We start from the raw sequence: 19,636 nt of genomic DNA, 5'->3' as shown, positions 1-19,636 counted from the left end.
ACGGAGTGAACTCGCCGGTGTCGGGCGCGCCAGCCGTCGCGTCGCGTCGCGGGAGCCTCAGCCCTTCGCGAGGAACGCCGCCTCGGCCTCGTCGAGGCGGCGAGCGAGCGCTGCGGCGAGCGCCGGATGCTGCGCGAGCGTCGGGTCGTCGTCGAGCACGCCCGCGGCGGCCTCGCGCGCGTCGCCGATCAGGTCGCCGTCCTTCGCGACGCGCAGCAGGCGCAGCGACGAGCGGCCGCCCGACTGGGCGCTGCCGAGCACGTCGCCCTCGCGGCGCAGCTCGAGGTCGACGTTCGCCAGCTCGAAGCCGTCGAGGGTCGCGGCGACCGCATCCACCCGTTCGCGCGCGAGCGTCTCGGGGGCGGCGTGGGTGACGAAGAGGCAGAGCCCGGGCACGCCGCCGCGACCGACGCGGCCGCGCAGCTGGTGCAGCTGCGAGACGCCGAAGCGGTCGGCGTCGAGCACGACCATGGTCGACGCGTTCGGCACGTCGACGCCGACCTCGATCACGGTGGTCGCGACGATCACGTCGATGTCGCCGGCGGCGAAGGCGCGCATGACCGCATCCTTCTCGTCGGCGCTCATCCGGCCGTGCAGCGCCTCGACGCGGCGGCCGGCGAGCAGCGGGTTGCGGCGCACCTCCTCGACCACCGTGAGCACGGCGGCGATCGGCGGCGGCGGACCGGCGCCCTCCGCGGGCGCGGCGGCCGGCTCGTCGTCGGGCGCCGGCGCGAGATCCGGGTCGGGCGTCTTCGCGTCGATCGCGGGGCAGACGACGAAAGCCTGGCGCCCCTGGGCGAGCTCTTCCGACATCCGCTCCCAGATGCGGCGCTCCCAGCCGGGGTGATCGGTGAGCCCGACCACGAACGACGAGATCGGCGTGCGGCCGGCCGGCAGCTCGGAGATCGTCGAGATGTCGAGGTCGCCGAAGACCGTCATCGCGACCGTGCGCGGGATGGGCGTCGCGGTGAGCACGAGCACGTGCGGCGAGCGGCCCTTCAGCCGCAGAGCCTCGCGCTGGTCGACGCCGAAGCGGTGCTGCTCGTCGACGACGACGAGGCCGAGGTCGGCGAAGCTGACGTTGTCGCCGAGCAGGGCATGGGTGCCGACGGCGATCGAGGCGCCACCCGAGGCGACCGCGAGCAGGGCCTTGCGCCGCTCAGCCGCGGTCAGCTGCCCGGTCACGAGCGTGGGTCGCAGCCGCGCGGCCAGGTCGGGGCCGAGCGAACGGGTGATCGAGCGCAGGTGCTGGGCGGCGAGCACCTCGGTCGGGGCGAGCAGCACGGCCTGACCGCCGGAGTCGACGACCGTGAGCATGGCCCGCAGCGCGACCAGGGTCTTGCCCGAGCCGACCTCGCCCTGCACGAGGCGGTTCATCGGGGCGTCGGAGGCGAGGTCGCGCTCGATCTCCTCCCCCACGAGCCGCTGATCGCCGGTGAGCTGGAACGGCAGCGCCGCGTCGAACTCGGCGAGCAGCTTGCCCGGATGCCGCGGGTCGGCCGCCTCGGCCCGGCGCGCGGCGCGCTGGCGCAGCAGCGCCGACTGCAGCACGAAGGCCTCCTGGAATCGCAGCGCATCCCGTGCCGCGCGCCAGTCGCGATCCTTCTCGGGCCGGTGCACGAGCTCGAGCGCCTGGGCGAAGTCGACCAGTCCGCGCTCGCGGCGCACCGCATCCGGAACCGGGTCGTCGAGCCGCGGCAGCGAGTCGAGCACGACCTCGACGGCCTGCTGGATCTTCCACGTCGGCAGCGTCGAGGTCGCCGGGTACACCGGCACGGGCTGCTCGGCCCAGCTCTTCGCCTCCGCTCCCCCGGCGCGCAGCGCGTCAGCCCGCGGGTCGTCGGCCTCGAAGAGCTCGTAGTCGGGATGCGCGAGCTGGCGCTGCCCGCGGTAGTCGCCGACCTTGCCGGCGAACATGCCGCGCACGCCGGGCTTCAGCTGCTGCGACCGCCAGGCCTGGTTGAAGAAGGTGAGGCTGAGGATGCCGCTGCCGTCGGTGACCTCGACCTCGAGGATCGAGCCCTTGCGCTGGCGCATGACGCGCTCGTTGACCTTGCGCACCTCGGCGACGATCGTGACGTCCTCGCCGACGACGAGACTCGCGAGCGCCGTCAGCTCGCCGCGGCGGGCGTAGCGGCGCGGGTAGTGGCTGAGCAGGTCGCCGACCGTGCGCAGTCCGAGCCCCCGATCGAAGGCCGCAGCGGTGCGGTCGCCGACGACGGCCGCGAGCCGGCGCTCGAGCGGGCCGCCGTCGAGCGCGTGCGCGGAGGCGGGGCTCGGGGTCACGCTCCGAGGCTACCGACCGCGTCCGTCAGGCGGCGACGCGGCGGCCGACGGCGGCGCGGACGCGGACGCGGACGCGGACGCGGACGCGACATGGTGCCGGCCGAGCGGCAGCATGAGCGGCCGTCCCGAGACCGGGTCGTCGATGATCCGGCTCTCGAGGCCGAACGCCGTGCGCACCAGCTCGGCCGTCAGCACCTCGGACGGATCCCCCGCCGCGTGCACCCGCCCGCCCGCGATCGCGACCAGGTGGTCGGCGTAGCGCGCGGCGAGGTTGAGGTCGTGCAGCACCATCACGATCGTCGTGCCGCGCTGCCGGTTGAGGTCGGTCAGCAGATCGAGCACCTCGACCTGGTGGCTCACGTCGAGGAAGGTCGTCGGCTCGTCCAGCAGCAGCACGTCGGTCTGCTGCGCGAGCGCCATCGCGATCCACACCCGCTGACGCTGCCCGCCCGAGAGCTCGTCGACGGCGCGCTCGGCGAGCTCGAGCGTGTCGGTGGCCTCGAGCGCGGCGGCGACGGCGGCGTCATCCTCACGACTCCAGCGCACGTAGGCGCGCTGGTGCGGATGCCGGCCGCGCCCGACGAGGTCAGCGACCGTGATCCCCTCGGGTGCGATCGGCGACTGCGGCAGCAGGCCGAGCGTGCGAGCCAGCTCCTTCGCGGGCAGTCGGTGCACCTGCTCGCCGTCGAGCAGCACCTGGCCCGCGCGCGGCGCGAGCAGCCGCGACATCGACCGCAGCAGGGTCGACTTGCCGCAGGCGTTCGCGCCGACGATGACGGTGATGCGGCCCGGCGGCACCTCGAGGTCGAGGCCGTCGATCACGGCGTGGTCGCGGTAGCCGAGCTCGAGGGCCTCGGCACGCAGCGTGTGCTCGACGGTCACAGCGAGCCTCCCGTTCGGTTCGTGCGGATGATGAGGTACAGCAGGTACGGAGCCCCGAGCACGCCGGTGACGACGCCGACCGGGTAGCGGGTGCCGAAGGCGTACTGCCCGGCGAGGTCGGCGACGAGCACGAGCAGGGCGCCGACGAGTCCGGCCGGCACGATCGGCGCCGCGCCGGGCCCGACGATGCGCGCGGCGATCGGCCCGGAGAGGAATGCGACGAAGGCGATCGGCCCGGTCGCGGCGGTCGCGACGGCGATCAGCCCGACGGCCGCAACGATCACGCCGATCCGGGTCACGCCGACCCGCACCCCGAGGGCGGAGGCGGTGTCGTCGCCCAAGCGGAGCGCTCCGAGCGACCGGCTGAGCCCGACGAGCACCGGACCCAGCACGAGCACCGACAACAGCGTCGGCACGGCCGTGCCCCAGCTCGCGCTGTTCAGGCTGCCGGTGAGCCAGCGCATAGCCTCCTGCAGATCCCACTGGCCGGCGGTCGAGAGCAGGTAGTTGATGACCGAGTTGCCCATCGCCGCGATGCCGATGCCGATCAGGATGAGGCGGGTTCCGGCGCTGCCGCCGCGGAACGCGAGCAGGTACACCAGCAGCGCCACCGCGAGGCCGGTCGCGATCGCGAAGGCCCCGGTCTGCGCGGTGCCGGCCGACAGCACGATGATCGCGAACACCGCGCCGGCACTCGCACCCGAGCTGATGCCGATCACGTCGGGGCTCGCGAGCGGGTTGCGCAGCATGGTCTGGAACGCGACACCGCCGAGGCCGAAGCTGAGCCCGGCGACGACCGCGAGCACGGCGCGCTGCAGGCGCAGCTCGCCGACCGTGAACGAGGCGCCGGGCACCGTCTCGCCGAGGATGACGCGGATGATCGCCTCGGGCGGGTAGAAGCGGTGCCCGACCATGAGCGACACCGCGAACACGATGAGGATGAGCGCGACGAGCACCATCGTGACGGTGCGTGCGCGGCGGCCGCGGCGACGTCGGGCGCCCGCGACGCGAGCGGTCGCCTCGGACGAGGCCCGAAGACCCGTCGAACCGGGCAGCGCGGGCGGATCCAGCAGATCGGTCACAGCTCACGCACCTTCCCGCGGCGGATGATCCAGATGAGGAACGGGGCTCCGACGATCGCGGTGATGATGCCCACGTCGATCTCGTCGGGGCGTGCGACGAGGCGACCGAGCACATCCGCTCCCGTCAGCAGCGCGGCGCCGGCCACGGCCGAGAAGGGGATGAGCCAGCGGTGGTCGGGGCCGGCGAGCGTGCGGCAGAGGTGGGCGACGACGAGGCCGACGAAGCCGATCGGGCCGGCGACGGCGGTCACGGCGGCGCAGAGCAGCACGGCGCCGAGCGCGGCGATCGCGCGCGCCAGCTCGACCCGCTCGCCGAGGCCGCTCGCGAGCTCGTCGCCGAGGGCGAGCGAGTTGAGGCTGCGCGCCATGAGCACGCTGATCAGCAGTCCCGCGCCGAGGAAGGGCGCGACGGTGCCGACGGTCGCGATCGTGGCGCCGCCGACGCCGCCGATCTCCCACGAGCGCACGAGGCCGGCGACGTCGCCGCGCGGCAGCACGACCGCCGAGACGAAGGAGGCGAGCGCGGTCGAGGTCGCCGCACCGGCGAGGGCGAGCTTGAGCGGCGTCGGTCCGCCGCGTCCGAGCGAGCCGATCGCGTAGACGAACACCGCGGCGAGCGCCGCCCCGACGATCGCGAGCCAGATGTAGGACTGCACCGACGAGATGCCGATCCAGGCGATGCCGATCACGACAGCGAGCGAGGCGCCGGTGTTGACGCCGAGGATGCCGGGGTCGGCGAGCGGGTTCCGGGTCACGCCCTGCATGACCGCGCCCGACACCGCGAGCGCGCCGCCGGCGAGCATCGCCAGCAGGGTGCGCGGGATGCGCTTGGTCACCGCGGCCCGCGCGATCGTCTCGTCGTGCCCCTGCAGCGCCGCGACGATGTCGTCGAGGGCGACGTCGCGCGCGCCGATGCACACCGAGGCGATGGCCAGGGCGAGCAGCGCGGCGACGCTGACGAGCATCCAGAGCAGACGCACGCGCCTCGGGCGCCGCAGCACGGCGGCGCCCGAGGCGTTCGGCGCGGTGAGCGTCGAGGTCACGCGGACTTGTCGGCGGCGCCCGCGAGCAGGTCGACGTAGTCGCTCAGCACCCACGAGATCGACAGCGGCGTCGGGTTCGCGGCGGTGCCGATCGGTCCGGTGCCGGGCAGCGCGACGATCGCGTCGTTCGCGACGGCGGGGATCTTCGAGAGCACCGGGTCGCCCTTGAGGGTCGCGATGAGCTCGTCGTCGCCGTAGGTGACGATGATGTCGACGTCGGCGAACACGTCCGAGTTCTCGGCGCTGATGGTGCCCGAGAACTTGTCGCTCGAGCCGCTGAGCTTCTCGATGCTCTTCGGCGTCGCCAGGTCGAGGTCGCCGAAGAACGCCGCGCGGGTGTCCTTGGCGGTGTAGAAGCTGACCTTGCTCAGGTCGCTCGGGTCGACGTGGGTGAGGAACATGGCCGTCTTGCCCTCGAGCTGCGGGTGCGACTCGACGGCTTCGGTGATCGAGGCGTCGATGTCGGCGATCAGCGCCTCGCCTTCCTTCGCGAGGCCGAGGGCCTTGCTCTCGATCTCGATCGAGTCGCGCCACGAGGTGGCCCAGGGCGCCTCGGGGTAGGCGACGACGGGGGCGATCTTCGAGAGCTTGTCGTAGTCCTCCTGCGTCAGGCCGGAGTAGGCGGCGAGGATGACGTCGGGCTCCGTGTCGGCGACGGCGGCGAAGTCGATGCCGTCGGTCTCGTCGAAGAGCACCGGGGTCTTCGCGTCGAGGTCGTCGAGCTTCTCCTTGACCCAGGGCAGCAGTCCGTCGCCGTCGTCGTCGCCGAAGTCGGAGCGGGCCATGCCGACGGGCACGACGCCGAGGGCGAGCGGCACCTCGTGGTTGGCCCAGTTGACGGTCGCGACGCGGGTCGGCTTCTCGGTGATCGTGGCGGTGCCGAGGGCGCTCGTGACCTTGATCGGGTAGCCGGCGGAGTCGGATGACGACGCGGCGTCGTCCGCGCCGCCCTGGGCGCTGCAGCCGGTGAGGGCGAGCGTGGCGGCGGCGAGCGCCGCGATCGCGAGGCGGCCGATGAGACGGGGCTGGTGCATGGCTGTGCTCCTGTTCGGATGGGGGCGAGCCTGACCCGGCAGCCGGGACGGGGAGTTCACGTCGGGGCCGGTTAGGTGAGGCTTACCTCACACGGTAGAGAGAACGGGTCGACGGCGCAAACACGCGTTCACGCCAGCCCCTGTAGCGATCCGGTCACCCCCGCTTCAGCGCTCCCAGGCTGGCACCTGGCGTCGAAGGGCACCCTCGACGCCGCAGCCCCCCGCGCCGTCGCATGCCGCGGCTTCCGCAGCTCAGTCGCGGCGGAACGCCCCCGGCGTCATCCCTGTCGTGCGCCGCAGCGCCGCGCCGAAGGCGCTCACCGAGCGGTAGCCGACCCGCTCGGCGACATCGACCGGGTGGATGCCGGCCGCCAGCATCACGATCGCCCGCTGCGCCCGCAGCCGCGCGATCCAGTCGCTGAAGCTCATGCCGGTCTCGTCGCGGAACGCGCGACTGAGCGTACGCACGCTCACGCCCGCGAGCTCGGCCCACGCCGGGAGCCCGCGCTCGTCGCCCGGATCGCGGTCGAGCGCCGCCACGATCGGGGCGAGCACCCCCTGCGTCGGCATGTCGACCAGCAGCTCGTGCGCGGCCGGGCGCAGCACGTCGATCAGCATCGCCTCGGTCAGCCGCAGCGATTCCGGCGCGAGCGCCGCGTCATCCAGCCGCTCGAGCAGCGCCCGCAGCAGCGGCGTGATCTCGACCGCGACGGGTCCCTCGGCGAGCGCCGGCGCCGCCGTCACGCTGAACTGCGCCGTGCAGTACCGCGTGCCCGCGGGGGCGTACCCGCGGTGCACGGTGCCGGCCGGCAGCCACATGCCGAGGGTCGGCGAGACGGTCCAGGTGCGCCGGCCGACGGTGAGCTCCGAGAAGCCGGTCGCGTTCCAGAGCAGCTCGTGAGTCGGATGCGCGTGCTCGTCCCAGGCCGTGTCCTGCTCGATGAGCTCGTCCATCCGCGCGACGACGAAGGGCACGTCGATCGAGCCGGCCTCCCAGGTCGGCAGGCTGCGCAGCTCGGCGCCCGCCGCCGCGGCGCGCGGCGCCGTGGAGCGGCGCGGCACTACAGCCAGCCGCGCCGTTTGAAGACGAAGTAGAGCACGACGGCCGAGCCGACCATGATCCCGATCGCCAGCGGGTAGCCGAAGGTCCAGTTCAGCTCGGGCATGTACTTGAAGTTCATGCCGTAGATCGAGCCGATGAGCGAGGGCACGAACAGGATGGCGGCCCACGCCGAGATGAGGCGCGCCTCCTCCGCCTGCCGGTTCGAGGCGGCCGAGAGCCGCTGCGACTCCTCGTTCTGGCGCTGGCCGACCAGGTTCGTGTTGACCTGCAGGATGTCGCGCAGCAGCACCCGGAACTCGTCGATGCGCTCCTTCGTCTGCACGACGTGGTCGGCGACGTCGCGCAGGTACTGCTCGAGCACCTCGGCCATGTCGCCGTCGACCCATCCCGACGACAGCTCGTCGATGATGCTGATCAGCGGGCTCACCGACCGGTCGAACTCGATGACCTCGCGGTTGAGCTCGTAGATGCGCTTCGAGACCGTGGGGTCGCCGTCGAACACCTGCGTCTCGATCTCGTCGATGTCGTTGGCGAGGCCCTTCACGACGGGCAGGTAGCCGTCGACGACGGCGTCGAGGATCGCGTAGAGCACCGCCTCGGCGCCCTCGGCGAGCGCTTCGGGCGTGGTCTCCATCCGCTCGCGCACCGGCGTCAGCTTCGGCGATTCGCCGTGCCGCACCGTGATGACGAAGTTCTGGCCGCTGAAGATGTGCAGCTCGCCGAAGTTGATCTGCTCGGCGGCGTCGTCGTAGTACGCGGCCTTGAGCACCATGAAGCGGGTGTCGCCGTAGCGCTCGATCTTGGCGCGCTGGTGCGCGGTGACGGCGTCCTCGATCGCGAGCGGATGCAGGTCGAACTCGGCGGCGAGCTCGGCCATGTCGGCCTCGCTCGGCTTGAGCATGCCGATCCAGGCGAGCGCCTCGGGGTTCTCGTCGAGCAGGCGGAAGGTCTCGTTGAAGCTGCCGGGCGCGGCGAGTCGGGCGCCGCCGGCGTAGACGACGTTCTTCAGCACGCTGGCGGGCATGCGCGGCACGGCGGCCGCACCGGGTGCGGCGTCGCTCGCGCGGGAGGTGTCGGTCACGCGAGCATCGTAGGCCCGCCCGGTGGCGCATAGGGGCCACGGTGCGCGTACGCGTGGAGGGCGGAGCTCGTCCGCGAGAACCGTGAGCGCTATCGTCGGGTGTTCGACTCGGAAAGGTGCGTACCGTGTCCCAGGAGCTTCAGTACCGGATCAGTGACGCGGCAAATGCAGGCGTCGAGGCAGCCGACCAGGGCGACCTGTTAGCGGCTGAAGTGTTCATGCGCGAATCGGTCTCGCTGTTCACCGATGTCGAATTGAATAACCAACAAGACGTCTTCGCTTATTTCACGTGCCTCAAGAACCTCGGCGATGTCCTCGCAGACATGAGCGCGACTCCCGAGTCGGAACCATTCAGGGTGAGCGCGGTTGAAGCGACTAGGGCGCTCTTCGAGGCAGACCCGGTCGCGCATGCGGAACATCACGTCAAGTCTTTGCTGGCTCTCGCAAAGGTGTACCGCGGACCGATCTGCTACGTGATCCCCGCCCACGAATCAGACGACTATCGGCCGCGGATTATCCGAAACCTGGATCAAATGGCCGCCGTCCGTCGTCAACGAATCCTGAACCATGACGAATGGCCGTTGGCCTGGATACCTGCCCCGCACTGGCATCTCAAGAGCGAGCGCGTGCTCGAAGAAGCCATCAGAACCACGAGAACGTTGCGAGCCACGTCATCGGACTGGACGCCGTACCTCGCGCTAGCTCTTAACTTACTCGGCGAAGCGAACATCCTCGGCGAGCGGCACGGCGCAGCCCTTGCCCCGCTAAATGAGGCGGAAGACCTATACATCGAACTCGTCAGCCACGGCGCTTCGTCTGATGCGTTGGATATGCTCGCAGACACCAGGAAGCTCCTCGCCACTGCCCGGAATCCGACACCTGCGTTCGTGGTATTTGACGAGAATTTCAGCCTTCGCCCTGGCCGTTAAGCGTCCGAGAATTCGGATGGCCAACGAAGCCCCATCGCTTACTGCACAAAAGAAGCACAACGAACCTCGTGACTCGGATCCCAGTGCGCGACGCTAGCGTGGAGCCGTGACGCGCATCATCTCCGGATTCGCCGGGTCGCTGCGGCTGGCGGTCCCGCCGAGCGGCACCCGCCCGACGAGCGACCGGGTGCGCGAGGCGATCTTCTCGGCCCTCGAGGCCCGCGACGCGATCGAGGGGATGCGGGTGCTCGACCTCTACTCGGGCTCGGGCGCGCTCGGACTCGAAGCCGCCTCCCGCGGCGCGAGCGAGGTCGTGCTGGTCGACCGCTCCCCCGCCGCCGCCCGCGTCGGCCGCGACAACGCGAAGCTCGTCGGTCGGGCCGCCCCGCGCGGCGGCGCCCCGCACATCACCGTGTCGAGCTCGCCCGTGCAGTCGTTCCTCGGCGGCACGGTGGGCCCCTGGGATCTGGTGTTCCTCGACCCGCCCTACGACCTCGGCGGCGCGGAGCTGACGCACAACCTCGAGGCGCTCGTCGGCGTGCTGGCCGACGACGGGCTGGTCGTCCTCGAGCGCTCCGCCCGCGACCCGCTGCCCGAGCTGCCCGTCGGGCTCGAGCTCGAGCGCACGAAGGACTACGGCGACACGGCGGTGCACTGGCTCGTCGTGACCGGCGCGGCCGACGCCGACTCCGCGACCGACTGACGCCGCGCATCCGCCTCTCCTGCATCCCCTCAGCCGAAGGAGCCCCCATGATCGTCGCCTTCTCCGTCGCCCCGAGCGGCGGCCCCGCCGGCACCGGCGACAGCGCCTCGGTGCACGACGCCGTCGCGGCCGCCGTGCGCGTCGTGCGCGACTCGGGTCTGCCGAACCGCACGAGCTCGATGTTCACCGAGATCGAGGGCGAGTGGGATGAGGTGATGGATGTCGTGAAGCGCGCCACCGAGGCCGTCGCCGCCTACGGCACCCGGGTCTCGCTCGTGCTCAAGGCCGACATCCGCCCCGGCCACACGGGCGAACTCGACGGCAAGCTGGAGCGCCTCGAGGCCGCGATCGACGAGCAGAAGTGACTGGCGAGCCCGCACGCGATTCCGCAGAAGCAGAGCGTGGTCACGTCCGGGTGGTTGCTCGGATCGCGCTGATCATCGGTGTGATCGCGTTCGCGCTCGGCGCGGTGACAGTGATCGACACGATCTACCAGGTGCAGGCGCAGCCCGACTGCGAGGTGTACTGCGGGGGTCTCGGGCTGATCCCGGGCACTTTCGTGCTCATGTCGTGGATGTTCGCGGCCGCGCTCTCGCTCCCCGCCGGGATCTATGCCCTCACCGTCCGCGGTGCGCGGCGGGCCGGAGTTCTCGCGCTGGCACTCGCGGCGGTTCCGGTGCTCGTCTCCGTCGCCGCGGCCGTCGCGGCCAGCCACTGACCGACGACTGACGCGACGATCTGTTTCGGTCTCACTCAGTCCCGGCCTGCGTCCTCCGTCGCCGCCGCGATCGACTTCAGCCGCTCGATGACCGTCTGCACGCTGCGGCGCGCAGCCGACTCGGGGCGGGTGAGCGCATCCACGTGGCGTCCGAGGGTGAGGTCGGCGATCGGGCGCAGCACGACCCGGTCGCGGTAGGCGTCGGGCAGGCCGGTGTGGCGCGGCAGCAGTCCGATCACCGAGGTCGAGGCGATGATGCCGGCGGCGACGTTGAACTCGTTGACGCGGTGGGCGATCTCGATCGGGCGACCGGTCGTCGCCGCGTGCGCCTGCACCAGCAGCGGTTCGAGCGCGAAGCCCTCGTGGGCGGCGAGCCACGTCGCATCCGCCAGGTCGGCGAGCTGGATGCGGTCCAGGCGGGCGAGCGGATGATCCGCCGCGAGCGCGAGGTCGATCGGCTCGATGAGCAGCGGCGTGGCCGTGACGCGCCGTTCCGGCCACGGCGAGGACGCGAGCGGGCGGTGGGCGATCACGATGTCGTGGTCGGCGACGAGGTCCGGGAACTCGTCGATCGACACGTCCTCGTCGCGGCAGTGCACCGTCGGCGCGGCGGGGTCGGACTCGGCGGCGGCGAGGGTCGCGGCGATCAGCTGCGGGAACCAGGCGAGCCCGACGCTGTGGAACGCGGTCACGCTCACGGTCGCGGCGGGCTCGCTGAGGTACTCCTGCACCGTCTCGCGCGCGCGGGCGAGGGCGCCGAGCACGTCGCCGGCTGCATCTGCCAGCCGGTGACCGGCCGGCGTCAGCACCAGCACGCGCCCCTGCTGGCGGGTGAGCGGCACATCGCCGACGGCCCGCTGCAGCGCCGCGAGCTGCTGCGACACCGCCGAGGCCGACAGGTGCATCGCCTGCGCCACGGCCGTGACCGAGCCGCGATCGCGCAGTTCGCGCAGCGTGCGCAGGTGCACGGGATCCATGAAGCAGAACTTACTCGTACCTGACCACAGAGACCGTTGTTCTTCAGGGAGTCGCTGGCCAGGCTCGACCCATGACCTCCTCCCGTCTCGGATCGGCGCTGCGCAGCCAGGCTCCCGACCTGGTGCTGATCGCGATCGCCGTCGTCTGGGGCGGCAGCTATCTGGCCTCGAAGGATCTCGCCGGAGCCTCGACGGCGGCGGCCGTCATGTGTGCCCGCTTCGTGCCCGCCGCGATGCTCATGCTGGCGCTGTGCGCCGCCCGTCGGGGGCGGGGCCTGCGCGCCTCGCTGCGGCCCGGACTCGCCCTCGGCACGCTGCGCACCGCGACGATCGCGCTCGAGACCGTCGGCGTCACCCTGACGAGCGCCGCGAACGCCGGGCTGATCATCGGCCTCTCGGTGCTGTTCACCCCGCTCATCGAGTCGGTCGTGCGCCGCCGACGCATCTCGCGCTCGCTGCTCGGCAGCATCCTGCTCGCGCTCATCGGCGTCGCGCTGCTCGTCGGCGGCAACGGGATCACTCCCCCGAACCTCGGCGACGCGCTGCTGCTCACGGCGGCCGTCACCCGCGCCGCCCTCGGAGTCGCCGAGGCGCAGACGGCCCGGCGGCCCGGCACCGACGTGATCGCGCTCACGACGATCGAGCTGACCGTCGGCGCCGTCATCTTCGCCGCTGTCGGCGCCGGCCCGCTGCTCTCCGCTGCGGGCGGTTTCGGCCCGGCGCAGTGGGCGGTCATCGCGTACCTGATCGGCGGATGCACGATCGGCGCCTTCCTCGGCCAGCTCTGGACGACCCGACGCACCTCGGCGTCACGGGCGGGGATGCTGCTCGCCACCGAGCCGGTCTGGGCGCTCGGCATCGCGGTCGTGCTCGCCGGCGAGCGGATCGGCCCGGTCGGACTGCTCGGCGCCGCGATCCTCATCGCCGCGACCGCCTGGGGGCGGCGCGCGGAGCGAGCCTGGCGGGAGCGGCACGCTGTCGCGGACCCGGCGGAGGCGAGCGACGCCGCCCGCGTGCACCACGACGCCCCAGCCGCGATCCCTCCCGATCTGGGGTGAGACACGGCCGGTCCACCCCGCTTAGCCTTCCCAGGTGCGAGGGGACGCGTGACGCCGGACGAGGCGGAGGATGTTCTCGGGGTGGCGCCGGGAGCGGCCCTCGAGGAGATCGAGCGCGCCTTCCGCAAGGTCGCCCGCGCGACGCATCCCGACCTGCTGACCGCTGACGCCCACCCCGACGAGGTGCGCGACGCCAGCGAGCGCTTCAACCGCGCCCAGGCCGCCCGCGACCTGCTGCGCGACGAGCTGTCGCGCCCCGCCTTCGCGATCCTCAGCGGTCCCTACGCGGCGGCGAGCGCCGGCCGGAGCGGCGGCGGCAGCGCCGACGGCCGCCCCTTCGCCGACCCCGCCGACGATCTCGGAGCCCCGTCGCGCCCCCGCGCATCGCACAGCCCGGCACCGCGCAGCCGCTTCGCCCCGGCCGAGCCCGACGAGGCCCGCGCCGACGTCGATCTGAGCGACCTGCCCGACGACCCGACCGCGACCCTCGCCGACCTCGCCTCCGACCCCGCGCGCTGGGCGCCGCCCCCGCCGGTCGACGAGCGCGAGGAGGTCGAGCTGAGCCCGCTGCCCGACGCGGCGGCCGAGCCGGTGCGTCCGACGGGCGAGAGCTACTGGATGCCGCCGGCCGCGACGACCGAGGCCGCCGGCGCCGACATCCACTCCGACGCATCCCGGGCAGCGACGTCGGCCGACGACCCCGAGTGGGATCACGCCGCCCCGGCCGTGAGCAGCTGGGTGCCGAACGCCGACGAGAAGCTCTCGACAGGCGAGATCCGAGCCCAGCGGATTCGCCACCGACGTCGCCGCGAGCGGCTCACGATCCTGCTCGGCGCGGCGATCGCCGCGATCGGCATCGTCGTCGGCGTGCTGGTCGGCGTGAACCCGCAGCTGTTCCACTCCGACCCGACGCCGGTGACCTTCCCGGCCGCGATCCCGCAGAAGCCGAGCGACGACGCGAGCGCCGCCAGCCTCGCCTTCGAGTCGACGCCGGCCGACACGAGCACGACCGACGACTGCTCGGTGGCCGGTCAGTGCTGGGCGTGGGCGATCTCGAGCCTCGCCCAGTGCACCGACGGCACGATGGTCGCGACCGTCGCCTTCGGCGACGCCTCCGACACGGTGCCCACTCAGCACCGCAAGTACGAGGTCGAGGGGCTCGCCGACCACGCCAGCGGGCGCCTCGTCGTGCAGCGCTGGCCGGGCAGCCCCGACTTCGCCCAGGTCGAGCGGCTCGACTGCGTCTGACCTGCATCGACGCGGCGCCCGCGCTCTCGGTCGACCCCGCCCGTGAGCGGTCAGTTCAGCCGGCGCCGCCCGCCCACTCGGCGTAGGGATCCCATCCGCCGCGCTCCTGGGCGGGGGCTCCGTCGACGGTGACGCCGGGGTCGGCTCCCTCGGCGACCGAGAGCACGCGGCCGATCACCCGGAACGGCGGCGGCACATCGGCAGAGCCGGGAAAGCAGGCGAGCAGGGCGTGATCCTCGCCGCCGTGCAGCACCTCGGCGACGCCGGTGCCCTCGGTCGCGAGATCGATCGTGACGCCCGAGGCCTGGGCGATGCGCCGCGCATCCAGCAGCAGGCCGTCGCTGACGTCGAGCATCGCGGTCGCCCCCGACAGGGCTGCGACGGGACCGGCGTAGATGGGCGGACGCGGGGCGAGCTGAGCCGAGACCTCCGCCGGGAAGCGGCTGCGCAGGTTGCGGGCGCGTCGCGCCTCGGGCACGCCCTCCTTGTCGACGCCGCGAGCGAAGAGCAGCGCCAGACCCTTCGCGGCGAGGCCGAGCTGACCGGCGACCGCGACGACGTCGCCCGGGCGCGCCCCCGACCGCAGCACCGGATCCCCGCCGACGAGGTCGCCGATCGCCGTCACCGCGATGGTGAAGGTCGGCGAGACGCCGAGGTCGCCGCCGACCACGCCGCAGCCGCGGGCGAGCGCGGCGCAGGCCTCGCGCATCCCGTCGGCGAAGGCCTCGAGGTCGGCGACCGGGGTGTCGGCCGGGATCGTCAGGGCGACGACCAGGGCGGTCGGGGTCGCCCCCATCGCGGCTACGTCGGCGAGATTCGTCGCGGCGGCCTTCCAGCCGAGGTCGTAGGGCGTCGACCACGCGGTGCGGAAGTCGGGGCCGTGCACCATCGTGTCGGTCGTGATGACGATGCGGGCGTCGGGTGCCGCGACCACGGCCGCGTCGTCACCGGGTCCGACGAGCGCCGCATCCGCGTGCGGCAGCCGCGGGAAGATGCGCTGCAGCACGGCCGTCTCGCCGATGTCGCGCAGGGTCTCGGCCGGCTCAGCAGTCACCCGACCACGGTAGCGGGCGGGATGCGCGGCTCGGCCCGAGCGGCCGGGCCACGGCGGTCGGCGCGGGGAAGCGCACAGCCGCTGCGCGATATTCTCGACCCGATGCGCACCCGACCCGTCGCGGCCCTTCTGCTGCTCGCGGCATCCCTCACCGCCGCCCTCGCCGGCTGCTCCCCCATCGTCGCGACGACGGCCGCGGCCGACGCGAACGACCCCGGCTGCGCCGAGGTGATCGTACGGCTGCCCGAGACGACCCAGGGCCTCGCGAAGCGCGAGACGAACGCCCAGGCGACCGCCGCCTACGGCGACCCGGCGGATGTGCTGCTGACCTGCGGCGTCAAGGTGCCCGCCGCCTCCGAGCTGCCGTGCGTGCAGACGAAGAACGTGCTGTGGCTGCGTGACGACTCGCAGGCGCCGCTCTACATCTTCACGAGCTTCGGCCGCGAGCCTGCGATCGACGTCGCGATCCGCTCCGACCAGACGAAGGCCTCGGGTCGCGTCGCCCCCGGCCAGGTGCTCTACGACCTGGCGGATGCCGTCTCCGAGACGAAGAAGAACGGCCTCAGCTGCCAGGACGTCGAGGACTCCCTCGGCGTCGACAAGACCGACGGCTGACGCGCCACCCGGGTCGCCGTGAGAGTACGCAGTCTGCGCCCCTCGAGCCGCCGACGGACGCGCAAAGCGCGTACTTTCGCGGAGAAGGACGGGGCGCGGAGCGCCGTCAGCGGACCGCGGTGCGCCCCAGCTCGATGAGCTCGGTGATCAGCTCGGGATAGCTGAGCCCGGTCGCCTGCCAGCAGGCGGGGAACATCGAGATCGGCGTGAATCCGGGCATCGTGTTGATCTCGTTGATGACGAACTCGGTGCCGGTGAAGAAGAAGTCCACGCGCGCGAGGCCCGAGCCGCCGATCGCGTCGAAGGCCCGCGCGGCGATGCGCTGCATCTCAGCCAGCTCCTGCTCGCCCAGCTCGGCCGGGCAGACCAGGTCGATGCCGGGCGCATCCAGGTACTTCGCCTCGAAGTCGTAGAACTCGCGGCCGGTGATGACGATCTCGCCGGCGACGCTCACCCGGGTCGGTCCGCCGTCGCGGCCCGACAGCACGGCGCACTCGAGCTCACGGCCGACGATGCCCGACTCGACGAGCACGCGGCTGTCTTCGCGGAAGGCGGTCTCGAGCGCCGCATCCAGCTCGGCCCAGTCGGTCACCCGGCTGACGCCGACCGAGGAGCCGGCGCGGGCGGGCTTCACGAAGGCGGGCAGGGCGAGACCGTGCATCCGCCGCTCCCACAGCTCGCGGTCGCGCGCCCACTCGGCCTGCGTCACGGTCACCCACGGAGCCACCTCGACGCCGGCCCCCTGCAGCACCGTCTTGGTGAAGTGCTTGTCCATGCCCAGCGCCGAGGCGAGCACGCCGTTGCCGACATAGGGCACGCCGACGAGCTCGAGGGCGCCCTGCAGAGTGCCGTCCTCGCCGAAGGGGCCGTGCAGCAGCGGGAAGGCGACGTCGATCTCGCCGAGCGACTCGATCGTGCCGTCGGGCCGGGTGACGGTCCACTCGCGGGTGGATGCCGATGCCGGCAGGTGCACGCGCGAGCCGTCGTCGGCGACCTCGGGCAGGTCGGCGAGGCGGAAGCGGGAGGCGTCGTCCGGCTGCAGCGTCCAGGCGCCGTCGCGGGTGATGCCGATCGGCACCACCTCGTAGGCGTCGCGGTCGATCGCGCCGAGCACGCCGCCGGCGGTGGCGCAGCTGATCTGATGCTCGCTCGAGCGTCCGCCGAAGATCAGGGCGATTCGGGTGGTCATCTGCTCACTCTTCCGTCGGCGGCTCGGGGCTGTCGTCGGTCGTCAGGTGCGGGGCGATGTCGCGCGGGTCGAGCGTGCCCGCGAGCACCTCGGCGACCTGCGCCACGATGGGCATCTCGACGCCGTGCGCGGCGGCGAGTTCCAGCACCGGACCCACCGACGACAGGCCCTCGGCCGTCTGGTTCATCTGCTTCACCACGTCGGCGAAGGCGTAGCCCTGGCCGAGCAGGCGCCCGGCGGTGTTGTTGCGCGAGAGGGGCGACTCGCAGGTCGCGATGAGGTCGCCCAGGCCGGCGAGCCCGCTCAGGGTCTCGGGGCGGGCGCCGTGCGCCACCGCGAAGTCGGTCATCTCGACCAGACCGCGCGTGATGATCGACGCCTTCGTGTTCTCGCCGTAGCCGACCCCGTCGACGATGCCGATGGCGACCGCGATGAGGTTCTTCAGCACGCCGCCGAACTCGGTGCCGATCACGTCGTTGTTGATGAAGCAACGGAAGTAGCTGTTCGTCGCCGCCGTCGCGACCGCGGCCGCCGTGTCGGGGTTCTCGGAGGCCACGACGGATGCGGTGGGCTGCTCCTTCGCGATCTCGAGCGCCAGGTTCGGGCCCGATACGACCGCGATGCGGCCCGGATCGCATCCGAGCTCCTGCTGGATCACCTCGCTCATGCGGTAGCGGGTGCCCTTCTCGACGCCCTTCATGAGCGAGACGACGGGCACGTCGGCGGGGATGAGGTCGCGCACGATGCGCAGGTTCTCGCGCAGCGACTGGCTCGGCACCGACAGGTAGACCTGCTCGGCGTCGTCGAGCACGTCGTGCAGGTTCGAGCTCGCCCAGAGACGACGCGGCAGGTTGATGCCGCGCAGGTAGTCGCTGTTGCGCCGCGACTGGCTGATCTCGCGCGCCAGCTCGGGGCGGCGTGCCCAGAGGTTCACCTCGGATCCGCCGTCGGCCAGCACCTTGGCGAAGGTGGTTCCCCACGATCCCGCTCCGAGAACAGCTACCTGTCGCATTCCGCCCAGTCTGCCGCATGAGCATCAGCGCGCCCCGCAGGCCCGCCTAGGGTGGGCGCGATGGATGCCCGCCCCGCCGCCCGCGCCTCGGCCCGCGCCGGCGCCTCCGCCGCCCGGCGCTTCCTCGGCGGCGCGGGGCTGGTGCTGCGCGGCTTCGCGCTCTGGCGCACCCGCCCGGCGCTCATGCTGCTCGGCATGGTGCCGCCGCTCATCGTCTTCACGGCCGGCGTCGCGATGCTCGTCGCGGCGGCGTTCGGGCTCGGCCCGCTCGCGACCTGGGCGACGCCCCTCGCCGACGACTGGGATGCGGGCTGGGCCGCCGCGCTGCGCACGGCCCTCGCGGCGGTCGCCTTCGTCGGCCTCGTGGCGCTCGGCGTCCTCGCCTTCACCGGTCTCACGCTCGCCGTCGGCGATCCCTTCTACGAGCGCATCTGGCGCGAGACGGAGACGCTGCTCGGCGATGCTCCGCACGGCGCGGGTCTGGGCTTCGGGCGGGCGCTGCGGGATGCGCTGCTGCTCGTGCTGGCGGCCATCGGGGTCGGCGCGCTCGTCTTCCTGCTCGGTCTCATCCCGGTCGTCGGCGGCGTGCTCGGGCCGGTGGTCGGCACGGTGCTGTCGGGCCGCATCCTCGCCGCGGAGCTCGTGGCCCGCCCGCTCGAGGCGCGCGGCATCGGCCGCCGTGAGAGCCGTGCGGTGCTGCGCGGCTCGCGCGCCGAGCAGCTCGGATTCGGCGTCGCGACGCAGCTGCTCTTCCTGGTGCCGCTCGGCGCGATCGTGACGGTGCCGGCCGCCGTGTCCGGTGCGACGCTGCTCGCCCGCACGGCCCTGGCCCGCGCCGCGGAGACTCCGGAGCCGGTGTCAGGATCGAGCCGACGCTGACGTCGCGCCGCCTACGGCCGCCCGAACTCGCTCTGGCCGTGCTGCGCCGGATCCCAGCGCTCCACGGGCGGGGTCTCGCCGCGCAGCTCGCCCTGCAGCTCGGCGATGCGGTTCATCAGCAGCGTGGTGACCTCGTCGGCGACACGCCCGGTCACCGGCATCCCGGCCCAGGGTGAGAGGTCGAGCGGCTCGCCGACGACGATCTCGACGACCTGCCGCGGCACGATCTTCAGCTTGCCGCCGTAGGGCGGCAGCACCTTCTGCGCACCCCAGTGCGCGACCGGCACGAGCGGGATGCCGGCGCCGAGCGCCGCCCGCACGGCTCCGGTCTTGCCGCGCATCGGCCACAGCTCCGGGTCGCGGGTGAGGGTGCCCTCGGGGTAGACGACGACACCGCCACCGCGCGCGAACAGCTCGGCGGCCTGCCCGAGCGGGTCGCCGCCGCCGCGCGCCGCGCGCTCGACGGGGATCATCCCGATGCCGCGCAGGATGCGCCCGAAGACGGGGATGCGCAGCAGCGAGGCCTTGAGCAGGAAATGCGGGGCACGCCCCATCCGCGCCACCGCCAGGCCGACCGCGATCGGGTCGACCGTCGTGTAGTGGTTCGCCGCGACGACGAAGGCGCCGACCTGCGGCAGGTTCTGCTCGTCGCGGATGTGCAGGCGCAGCACCCGCGAGGCGAGCGGCAGCACGAAGAAGGCGAACGCCCGCCAGCCGCGGTCCCAGTCGGCTCCGCGGCGCGGCAGGTCGACGTTCGTCGAGCGGCTCACCGCAGACCTGCCG

At 72.7% G+C, this 19,636-nt stretch carries 19 protein-coding genes and 1 pseudogene; 8 read left to right on the top strand and 12 right to left on the bottom strand.

Annotated features, from left to right (window positions below; translation table 11 throughout):
* Positions 1–57: 57 nt before the first annotated feature.
* From BJ979_RS07820 to BJ979_RS07790, 7 genes are all read right to left on the bottom strand, one after another.
* The gene (locus BJ979_RS07820) at positions 58–2,286 is read right to left on the bottom strand and encodes an ATP-dependent DNA helicase RecG (RefSeq protein WP_179566796.1); all 2,229 of its coding nucleotides are present in this window, start codon (positions 2,284–2,286) and stop codon (positions 58–60) included.
* Positions 2,287–2,295: 9 nt separating this feature from the next.
* On the bottom strand, positions 2,296–3,168 hold the full coding sequence (locus BJ979_RS07815; RefSeq protein WP_179566794.1) for an ABC transporter ATP-binding protein: 873 nt from the start codon (positions 3,166–3,168) through the stop codon (positions 2,296–2,298).
* Positions 3,165–4,241, bottom strand: a complete 1,077-nt coding sequence (locus BJ979_RS07810; RefSeq protein WP_246287034.1) for a FecCD family ABC transporter permease — start codon at positions 4,239–4,241, stop codon at positions 3,165–3,167. The genes BJ979_RS07815 and BJ979_RS07810 overlap by 4 nt, the downstream gene beginning before the upstream one ends.
* A gap of 5 nt (positions 4,242–4,246) precedes the next feature.
* Positions 4,247–5,293 (bottom strand): FecCD family ABC transporter permease, encoded by a 1,047-nt coding sequence (locus BJ979_RS07805; RefSeq protein WP_343046638.1) that lies wholly within the window; start codon positions 5,291–5,293, stop codon positions 4,247–4,249.
* Entirely contained in the window at positions 5,290–6,327 is a 1,038-nt protein-coding gene (locus BJ979_RS07800) for an iron-siderophore ABC transporter substrate-binding protein (protein ID WP_179566792.1), read from the bottom strand. The genes BJ979_RS07805 and BJ979_RS07800 overlap by 4 nt, the downstream gene beginning before the upstream one ends.
* A 252-nt stretch (positions 6,328–6,579) precedes the next feature.
* Positions 6,580–7,389: a helix-turn-helix transcriptional regulator gene (locus BJ979_RS07795; RefSeq protein WP_343046637.1), complete on the bottom strand. Its 810-nt coding sequence runs from the start codon at positions 7,387–7,389 to the stop codon at positions 6,580–6,582.
* Positions 7,389–8,471 (bottom strand): magnesium and cobalt transport protein CorA, encoded by a 1,083-nt coding sequence (locus tag BJ979_RS07790; RefSeq protein ID WP_343046636.1) that lies wholly within the window; start codon positions 8,469–8,471, stop codon positions 7,389–7,391. The genes BJ979_RS07795 and BJ979_RS07790 overlap by 1 nt, the downstream gene beginning before the upstream one ends.
* A 125-nt stretch (positions 8,472–8,596) precedes the next feature.
* Here BJ979_RS07790 and BJ979_RS07785 point away from each other — a divergent pair, with 125 nt between their 5' ends.
* The 4 genes from BJ979_RS07785 to BJ979_RS07770 all read left to right on the top strand — a co-directional run bounded on the left by BJ979_RS07785 (position 8,597) and on the right by BJ979_RS07770 (position 10,821).
* Positions 8,597–9,400: a hypothetical protein gene (locus BJ979_RS07785; protein WP_179566790.1), complete on the top strand. Its 804-nt coding sequence runs from the start codon at positions 8,597–8,599 to the stop codon at positions 9,398–9,400.
* A gap of 106 nt (positions 9,401–9,506) precedes the next feature.
* On the top strand, positions 9,507–10,103 hold the full coding sequence (gene rsmD, locus BJ979_RS07780; protein ID WP_179566788.1) for a 16S rRNA (guanine(966)-N(2))-methyltransferase RsmD: 597 nt from the start codon (positions 9,507–9,509) through the stop codon (positions 10,101–10,103).
* Between the two features lie 47 nt (positions 10,104–10,150).
* Positions 10,151–10,468, top strand: coding sequence for a thiamine-binding protein (locus BJ979_RS07775; RefSeq protein ID WP_179566786.1), 318 nt, complete (start codon positions 10,151–10,153; stop codon positions 10,466–10,468).
* Positions 10,465–10,821, top strand: a complete 357-nt coding sequence (locus BJ979_RS07770; protein WP_179566784.1) for a hypothetical protein — start codon at positions 10,465–10,467, stop codon at positions 10,819–10,821. The genes BJ979_RS07775 and BJ979_RS07770 overlap by 4 nt, the downstream gene beginning before the upstream one ends.
* A gap of 35 nt (positions 10,822–10,856) precedes the next feature.
* On the opposite strand, the gene BJ979_RS07765 is transcribed toward BJ979_RS07770, so the two are convergent.
* Positions 10,857–11,798 (bottom strand): LysR family transcriptional regulator, encoded by a 942-nt coding sequence (locus BJ979_RS07765; RefSeq protein WP_179566782.1) that lies wholly within the window; start codon positions 11,796–11,798, stop codon positions 10,857–10,859.
* Positions 11,799–11,869: 71 nt separating this feature from the next.
* On the opposite strand from BJ979_RS07765, the gene BJ979_RS07760 reads away from it, so the two are divergent.
* Positions 11,870–12,856, top strand: coding sequence for a DMT family transporter (locus BJ979_RS07760; protein ID WP_179566780.1), 987 nt, complete (start codon positions 11,870–11,872; stop codon positions 12,854–12,856).
* Positions 12,857–12,904: 48 nt separating this feature from the next.
* Positions 12,905–14,104: a DnaJ domain-containing protein gene (locus tag BJ979_RS07755; RefSeq protein ID WP_179566778.1), complete on the top strand. Its 1,200-nt coding sequence runs from the start codon at positions 12,905–12,907 to the stop codon at positions 14,102–14,104.
* 55 nt (positions 14,105–14,159) lie between these two features.
* Here BJ979_RS07755 and BJ979_RS07750 read toward each other — a convergent pair whose 3' ends face one another.
* Positions 14,160–15,158 (bottom strand): thiamine-phosphate kinase, encoded by a 999-nt coding sequence (locus BJ979_RS07750; RefSeq protein WP_179566776.1) that lies wholly within the window; start codon positions 15,156–15,158, stop codon positions 14,160–14,162.
* A gap of 102 nt (positions 15,159–15,260) precedes the next feature.
* On the opposite strand from BJ979_RS07750, the gene BJ979_RS07745 reads away from it, so the two are divergent.
* Positions 15,261–15,773 (top strand): DUF3515 family protein, encoded by a 513-nt coding sequence (locus BJ979_RS07745; RefSeq protein ID WP_179566774.1) that lies wholly within the window; start codon positions 15,261–15,263, stop codon positions 15,771–15,773.
* A gap of 106 nt (positions 15,774–15,879) precedes the next feature.
* Here the strand turns inward: BJ979_RS07745 and BJ979_RS07740 are convergent, their stop codons facing one another.
* Together BJ979_RS07740 and BJ979_RS07735 are read right to left on the bottom strand one after the other, a co-directional pair.
* Positions 15,880–16,962 carry a D-alanine--D-alanine ligase family protein gene (locus BJ979_RS07740; protein WP_179566772.1) on the bottom strand — a complete coding sequence of 361 codons (1,083 nt, stop codon included), beginning with the start codon at positions 16,960–16,962 and terminating at the stop codon, positions 15,880–15,882.
* A pseudogene (locus tag BJ979_RS07735) lies at positions 16,871–17,974 on the bottom strand (NAD(P)H-dependent glycerol-3-phosphate dehydrogenase); the annotation flags it as partial. The gene BJ979_RS07740 and the pseudogene BJ979_RS07735, both read right to left, overlap by 92 nt.
* A gap of 60 nt (positions 17,975–18,034) precedes the next feature.
* On the opposite strand from BJ979_RS07735, the gene BJ979_RS07730 reads away from it, so the two are divergent.
* A complete protein-coding gene (locus BJ979_RS07730; protein WP_179566768.1) occupies positions 18,035–18,853 on the top strand; it encodes an EI24 domain-containing protein in 819 nt (272 codons plus the stop codon).
* A gap of 11 nt (positions 18,854–18,864) precedes the next feature.
* On the opposite strand, the gene BJ979_RS07725 is transcribed toward BJ979_RS07730, so the two are convergent.
* Positions 18,865–19,623, bottom strand: a complete 759-nt coding sequence (locus BJ979_RS07725; RefSeq protein ID WP_343046635.1) for a lysophospholipid acyltransferase family protein — start codon at positions 19,621–19,623, stop codon at positions 18,865–18,867.
* Positions 19,624–19,636 lie beyond the last annotated feature (13 nt).

This window comes from Schumannella luteola (assembly GCF_013408685.1).
In the GTDB taxonomy this organism is placed as follows: domain Bacteria; phylum Actinomycetota; class Actinomycetes; order Actinomycetales; family Microbacteriaceae; genus Schumannella; species Schumannella luteola.
This window is presented reverse-complemented; position numbering and strand designations above follow the sequence as displayed.